We start from the raw sequence: 6,645 nt of genomic DNA on the forward strand, positions 1-6,645 counted from the left end.
GAATCAGGGAAACCCATGATTATCGCAGATTTCCCAACGCTGGCAACAAGTTAGCCCGTTCATTGGGGGTAAAGGCTGAGATGCGGCCCGGCGCGGGCCGGCCGGTCCGTCGGGCGCCTCCGCCGGGCCGCCGAAACCGCCATTGAGCCGCCATTGAGCGGCGAATTACCCGCCCAGTGACCGGCCATTAACCCGGCCGAAAATAGGTTGAAACCCGAAGCAATTTTTTTGTGGATAACTCCCCGTCCGGACTACAATTGCCGGTGCTCAAAATTAACAATATCCACAAGCAGCGACACGCCGCCTGGCCTCTCTTGCCAGGCCGGCAATCCGGCAAAAACCAGCATGAGTGAGGCTTCCGTCCAACACCTGAGCCAGGACTTGTGGCAAAGCTGCGTCGACCACTTGGCGCAGGAATTACCCGAGCAGCAGTTCAACACCTGGATCCGTCCGCTGGTGGTTAACGTCGCGCCCGACCTCTCCAAAGTCACCGTCCTGGTGGGCAACCGCTTCAAACTCGACTGGGTGCGCGCCCAGTACGCCGGCCGTATTTCAGCCCTGCTCGAGAAGATTTCCGGCCAGAGCATACCGCTTGAGTTAGCGCTTGCTCCTCGCGAAGCGCCCGTCAAATCGCCATCTATGGTCCGGGCTTTTGAGGGTTCCAACATTCCCGAGCCCGCCGGCCTGGGCGTTCCCGAAGAAGCCGCCGGCGCGCCGTTCAAAAACCGCCTCAACAGCGCGCTGACCTTCGACACCCTGATTGAAGGCACGGCCAACCGCATGGGCCGGGCCGCCGCGCTGCATGTCTCCAGCAGCCTGGGCCAGCTTTACAACCCGCTCTTTATCTATGGCGGCGTCGGCCTGGGCAAGACCCACCTGATGCACGCCATCGGCAATAAATTGCTCGCCGACAACCCGGCCGCCAAAGTTCTCTACATCCACGCTGAACAATTTGTTTCAGATGTGGTTAAAGCTTACCAGCGCAAGACTTTTGACGAATTCAAGGAGCGTTACCACTCCCTGGATTTGCTGCTGATCGACGACGTCCAGTTCTTCGCCAACAAGGACCGCACCCAGGAAGAGTTTTTCAACGCTTTCGAGGCCTTGCTGACCAAAAAGTCGCACATTGTGATGACCAGCGACACCTATCCCAAGGGCCTCACGGATATCCACGAGCGCCTGGTGTCACGCTTTGATTCCGGCCTGACGGTCGCCATCGAGCCGCCCGAGCTTGAGATGCGCGTGGCCATCCTGATCCGCAAGGCCGAGGCCGAAGGCGCCTCCATGCCCGAGGAAGTCGCCTTCTTCGTTGCCAAGAACGTGCGCTCCAACGTGCGCGAGCTCGAAGGCGCGCTGCGCAAAATCCTGGCCTACTCCCGCTTCAACCTCAAGGAAATCTCCATCCAGCTGGCCCGGGAGGCCCTGCGCGACCTGCTGTCCATCCAGAACCGGCAGATCAGCGTCGAGAACATCCAGAAGACGGTCGCCGACTATTACAAGATCAAGGTCGCCGACATGTATTCCAAGAAGCGGCCGGCCAGCATTGCCCGGCCGCGGCAGATTGCCATGTACCTGGCCAAGGAACTGACCCAGAAGAGCCTGCCGGAGATCGGCGAGCTGTTTGGGGGCCGCGACCACACCACGGTGCTGCACGCCGTCCGCAAGATGTCCGCGGAGCGCCAGCAGATGACCGAGCTCAACCAGCAGCTGCACGTGCTGGAACAGACCCTGAAAGGCTGAGAAACATCACCCATGCAGGAAATGAATCCTTTAGCGCTCAGTTTTTGGGCCCCAATCCCCGGCATAAATGCCTTCGCAATAACTTTGGGGACAACTTTTGAACAACCCATGGCTTATCCACAGAAGCAGATGACAATCGAAAGTTGTTCATATCCGGCAGCATGTTTCCATGGCTTCTGAACACATGGTTAAACAAACGCCAAGTGGTTGATCAAAAAGGGGAAAATGGCACTATCCACAGATTTGCGCCGCCCTTATCTACTACTACTAATTTGAATTAAAGAATTAAAGATAAATACAGAGGAAGTCATGATCGTTCTGAAAGCATCCCAGGATAAAGTTTTGTCGGTTCTGCAATCGGTCGCCGGTATCGTGGAGCGCAGGCACACCTTGCCGATTCTGGCCAACGTGCTGATCCGCAAAACCGGCGCACAGGTGCAACTCACCACCAGCGATCTTGAAATCCAGATCCGCACCACGGCCGAGCTCGACGGCGACGCCGGCAACTTCACGACCACCGTGGGTGCCCGCAAGCTCATCGACATCCTGCGTTCCATGCCCAGCGACCAGACCGTCTCCCTCGAGTCCTCGCAGAACAAGCTGATCCTCAAGGGCGGCAAAAGCCGCTTCACGCTGCAAACCCTGCCCGCCGAGGACTTCCCGCTGGTCCAGGAAGCCGCCAACTTCGGCCCCGGCTTCTCGGTGCCGCAAAAGGTCCTCAAGGAGCTGCTCAACCAGGTCTCCTTCGCCATGGCCGTGCACGACATCCGCTACTACCTCAACGGCATCCTGTTCGTCGCCGAAGGCAAGCAGCTGAGCCTGGTCGCCACCGACGGCCACCGCCTGGCCTTCTCCTCGGCCCTGCTCGACGTCGAAGTGCCCAAGCAGGAAGTCATCCTGCCGCGCAAGACGGTTCTCGAAATGCAGCGCCTGCTCAGCGACAAAGAAGGAGCCATCGAGATGCAGTTCGCCGGCAACCAGGCCAAGTTCAGCTTTGAAGGCATGGAATTCGTCACCAAGCTGGTCGAGGGCAAGTTCCCCGACTACAACCGCGTGATCCCCAAGAACCACAAAAACATCATCACCCTGGGCCGCGTGCCCCTGCTGGCCAGCCTGCAGCGCACCGCGATCCTGACCAGCGAGAAGTTCAAGGGCGTGCGCCTGAACATCGAACCCGGCACCCTGCGCGTGGCTTCCAACAATGCCGAGCAGGAAGAAGCCGTCGACGAGCTCGACATCGACTACAGCGGCGACGCCATCGAAATCGGCTTCAACGTGACCTACCTGATCGACGCGCTGGCCAACATGGACCAGGACATGGTGAAGATCGAGCTGGCCGATTCCAACAGCTCCGCGCTGCTGACCATCCCCGACGACGCGGCCTTCAAATACGTGGTGATGCCGATGCGCATCTAGCGCACAGGACGTACGCCAACACCCATCAGACCCGCGGCCTTACGCGGGTTTGGTCATTCAAGAGATTGAAGAAATCGAAGCGATTCGAAAAAATTTCGCGAAACAGATCGTGATAGATCGATAAAAAGATCGGAAAAGAAGCCGGATATGACTGAAGAAAACAAAGTGAACGAAGCCGACCAGGTGCATGTGTCCGAAGGCGCGGCAGGCGAGCAAAGCTCCAATTTCCAGCCCAAGATCGACACCAACCAGGCCGGCGCGTCCGAAGCCTATGGTGAAGGCTCCATCCAGATCCTGGAAGGCCTGGAAGCCGTGCGCAAGCGCCCCGGCATGTACATCGGCGACACCTCCGACGGCACCGGCCTGCACCACCTGGTCTTCGAGGTCGTCGACAACTCCATCGACGAAGCGCTGGCCGGCCACTGCGACGACATCGTCGTCACCATCCACACCGACAACTCCGTCAGCGTCACCGACAACGGCCGCGGCATCCCCACCGGCATCAAGATGGACGACAAGCACGAGCCCAAACGCTCGGCCGCTGAAATCGCCCTGACCGAGCTGCACGCCGGCGGCAAGTTCAACCAGAACAGCTACAAGGTCTCAGGCGGCCTGCACGGCGTGGGCGTGAGCTGCGTCAACGCGCTCAGCAAGATGCTGCGCCTGACGATTCGCCGCGACGGCAAGGTCCACGTGATGGAGTTCTCGCGCGGCTTTGTGCAGAACCGCATCATCGAGCAGGTCAACGGCATCGACGTCTCGCCCATGAAGGTCATGGACGACACCGACAAGCGCGGCACCGAAGTCCACTTCCTGCCCGACACCGAAATCTTCAAAGAGAACAACGACTTCCACTACGAAATCCTCAGCAAGCGCCTGCGCGAGCTGAGCTTCCTCAACAACGGCGTGCGCATTCGCCTGAAAGACGAGCGCACCGGCAAGGAAGACGACTTCGCCGGCGCCGGTGGTGTCAAGGGTTTTGTCGAGTTCATCAACAAGGGCAAGACGGTGCTGCACCCCAACGTCTTCAACGCCATGGGCGACCGCCAGAGCGACCAGGGCACCAACATCGGCGTCGAAGTCGCCATGCAGTGGAACAGCGGCTACAGCGAACAGGTGCTGTGCTTCACCAACAACATTCCCCAGCGCGACGGCGGCACCCACCTGACCGGCCTGCGCGCCGCCATGACCCGAGTCATCAACAAATACATCGACGACAGCGAACTGGCCAAGAAGGCCAAGGTCGAAGTCACCGGCGACGACATGCGCGAAGGCCTGTGCTGCGTGCTCAGCGTCAAGGTGCCCGAGCCCAAGTTCAGCAGCCAGACCAAGGACAAGCTGGTGTCCAGCGAAGTCCGCGGCCCGGTCGAAGACATCGTCAGCCGCCTGCTGCACGACTACCTGCAGGAACGCCCCAACGACGCCAAGATCATCGTCGGCAAGATCATTGAAGCGGCACGCGCCCGCGAAGCCGCCCGCAAGGCCCGCGACATGACCCGCCGCAAAGGCGTGCTCGACGGCATGGGCCTGCCCGGCAAGCTCGCCGACTGCCAGGAAAAAGACCCCGCCATGTGCGAGATCTACCTGGTCGAGGGTGACTCCGCCGGCGGTTCCGCCAAACAGGGCCGCGACCGTAAATTCCAGGCCATCCTGCCGCTGCGCGGCAAGATCCTCAACGTCGAAAAAGCCCGCTACGAAAAGCTGCTGACCAGCAATGAAATCCTGACGCTGATCACCGCCCTCGGCACCGGCATCGGCAAAGCCGGCGGCATAGGCGGCACGCCCGGCACCGACGACTTCAACGTCGCCAAGCTGCGCTACCACCGCATCATCATCATGACCGACGCCGACGTTGACGGCGCCCACATCCGCACCCTGCTGCTGACCTTCTTCTACCGCCAGATGCCCGAGCTCGTCGAGCGCGGCCACATCTACATCGCCCAGCCGCCGCTCTACAAGGTCAAGGCCGGCAAGGAAGAGCAATACCTCAAGGACACGGCCGCCCTGGACGGCTTCCTGCTGCGCATCGCCCTGAAGGACGCCAGCGTGCAGACCGGCGCCGACGAAAAATCCGTGCTCAGCGGCGACACCCTGGCCGAACTGGCCCGCAAACACCAGCTCGCCGAATCCGTGATTGCCCGCCTGCGCGGCTTTATGGACGCCGAAGCCCTGCGCGCCATTGCCGACGGCGTGAGCCTGAACCTGGACACCGTGGCCGACGCCGAAGTCTCCGCCGTCACGCTGCAGGCCAAGCTGCGCGAACTCAACACCACAGGCGCCCCCGCCGAAGTGGCCGGGGAGTTCGACACCCGCACCGACAAACCCATCCTGCGCATCAGCCGCCGCCACCACGGCAACGTCAAGAGCAGCGTGCTGACACAAGACTTTGTGCACGGCGCCGACTACGCCACCCTGGCCGAAGCGGCCGCGACCTTCCGCGGCCTGATCAGCGAAGGCGCCAAAGTCATGCGCGGCGAAGGCGAGCGCAAGAAGGAAGAAAAAATCGGCGACTTCCGCCAGGCCATGGCATGGCTGATCGGCCAGGCCGAAAACGCCACCGCCCGCCAGCGCTACAAAGGCCTGGGCGAGATGAACCCCGCCCAGCTGTGGGAAACCACCATGGACCCGACCGTGCGCCGCCTGCTCAAGGTCCAGATCGACGACACCATCGAAGCCGACCGCGTTTTCACCATGCTGATGGGCGACGAAGTCGAGCCGCGCCGCGAGTTCATTGAACAGAACGCCCTGCGCGCCGCCAACATCGACGTTTGATTGTTGAGACGATCATTTTCCTGGTGTCAGGAAAATGATCGGTCTCTGCGTGGAACTGACCAGGAAGCCTTGATGACGCATCGATCGACATTAACGGGAGACTCTTTGGGTCAGCAACAGCCATCGGACCTAGCCCGTTGCCTTGCGCACGCTGTGCAAACTCGAATAGATGCCGTGGAAGCCATACGCGCTCAGCAGCACAGGGTTCAGCCGGAAGCTGACATGCGAGTGAAAAGAGTTTGCCGGGTCATTTCCCTCCACCAATTTAATCATTCCAAACCGTCTTGAATCACATGACCGAAGAAACCACCACTACAGCCCCAGAGCGCCCAGCGCTGCCCGACCACCTGTCGACCGACGTGCGCAGCCCGCACCACGTCGCCGCCATCTTCGAGCACGACGTCGGCATACGCTTTAACGACAAGGAACGCTTCGACGTCGCCGAGTACTGCATCAGCGAAGGCTGGATCAAGGTCCCCGTCGGCAACAAGGTCGACCGCAAGGGCAATCCCCTGATGATCAAGCTCAAAGGCAAGGTCGAGCCGTTTTACAAGTAATTAGCCCCCCCGCTGTTGAATTCCGTCGAAATCTGATCCACTTAACGCAGTAATTTCCATCCAAATCTGACCCACGTAGGCACTACCCTGCTTGTTTTAAAAGCAGGGGAAATTAGGAGTGATAGACGTGGCGACATTGAATGTCATCAGACGCTGGGCA

4 protein-coding genes are annotated in these 6,645 nt (G+C 60.2%); all 4 read left to right on the plus strand.

Annotation, left to right across the window (positions count from 1 at the left end; genetic code table 11):
* Positions 1–345: 345 nt before the first annotated feature.
* The 4 genes from dnaA (at position 346) to ACLV74_RS15055 (ending at position 6,485) form a co-directional block, all read left to right on the plus strand.
* On the plus strand, positions 346–1,740 hold the full coding sequence (dnaA, locus tag ACLV74_RS15040; RefSeq protein WP_411880203.1) for a chromosomal replication initiator protein DnaA: 1,395 nt from the start codon (positions 346–348) through the stop codon (positions 1,738–1,740).
* Positions 1,741–2,049: 309 nt separating this feature from the next.
* Positions 2,050–3,156 carry a DNA polymerase III subunit beta gene (gene dnaN / locus ACLV74_RS15045; RefSeq protein WP_411880204.1) on the plus strand — a complete coding sequence of 369 codons (1,107 nt, stop codon included), beginning with the start codon at positions 2,050–2,052 and terminating at the stop codon, positions 3,154–3,156.
* A gap of 147 nt (positions 3,157–3,303) precedes the next feature.
* On the plus strand, positions 3,304–5,928 hold the full coding sequence (gene gyrB, locus ACLV74_RS15050; protein WP_411880205.1) for a DNA topoisomerase (ATP-hydrolyzing) subunit B: 2,625 nt from the start codon (positions 3,304–3,306) through the stop codon (positions 5,926–5,928).
* Positions 5,929–6,221: 293 nt separating this feature from the next.
* The gene (locus tag ACLV74_RS15055) at positions 6,222–6,485 is read left to right on the plus strand and encodes a DUF3297 family protein (protein ID WP_411880206.1); all 264 of its coding nucleotides are present in this window, start codon (positions 6,222–6,224) and stop codon (positions 6,483–6,485) included.
* Positions 6,486–6,645: the final 160 nt, after the last annotated feature.

Source organism: Polaromonas sp. YR568 (assembly GCF_943369415.1).
GTDB lineage: Bacteria > Pseudomonadota > Gammaproteobacteria > Burkholderiales > Burkholderiaceae_C > Polaromonas.

Coding starts and splice junctions, on each gene's coding strand:
- dnaA (WP_411880203.1), top strand. CDS start 346: ATGAGTGAGGCTTCCGTCCAACACCTGAGCCAGGACTTGTGGCAAAGC.
- dnaN (WP_411880204.1), top strand. CDS start 2,050: ATGATCGTTCTGAAAGCATCCCAGGATAAAGTTTTGTCGGTTCTGCAA.
- gyrB (WP_411880205.1), top strand. CDS start 3,304: ATGACTGAAGAAAACAAAGTGAACGAAGCCGACCAGGTGCATGTGTCC.
- ACLV74_RS15055 (WP_411880206.1), top strand. CDS start 6,222: ATGACCGAAGAAACCACCACTACAGCCCCAGAGCGCCCAGCGCTGCCC.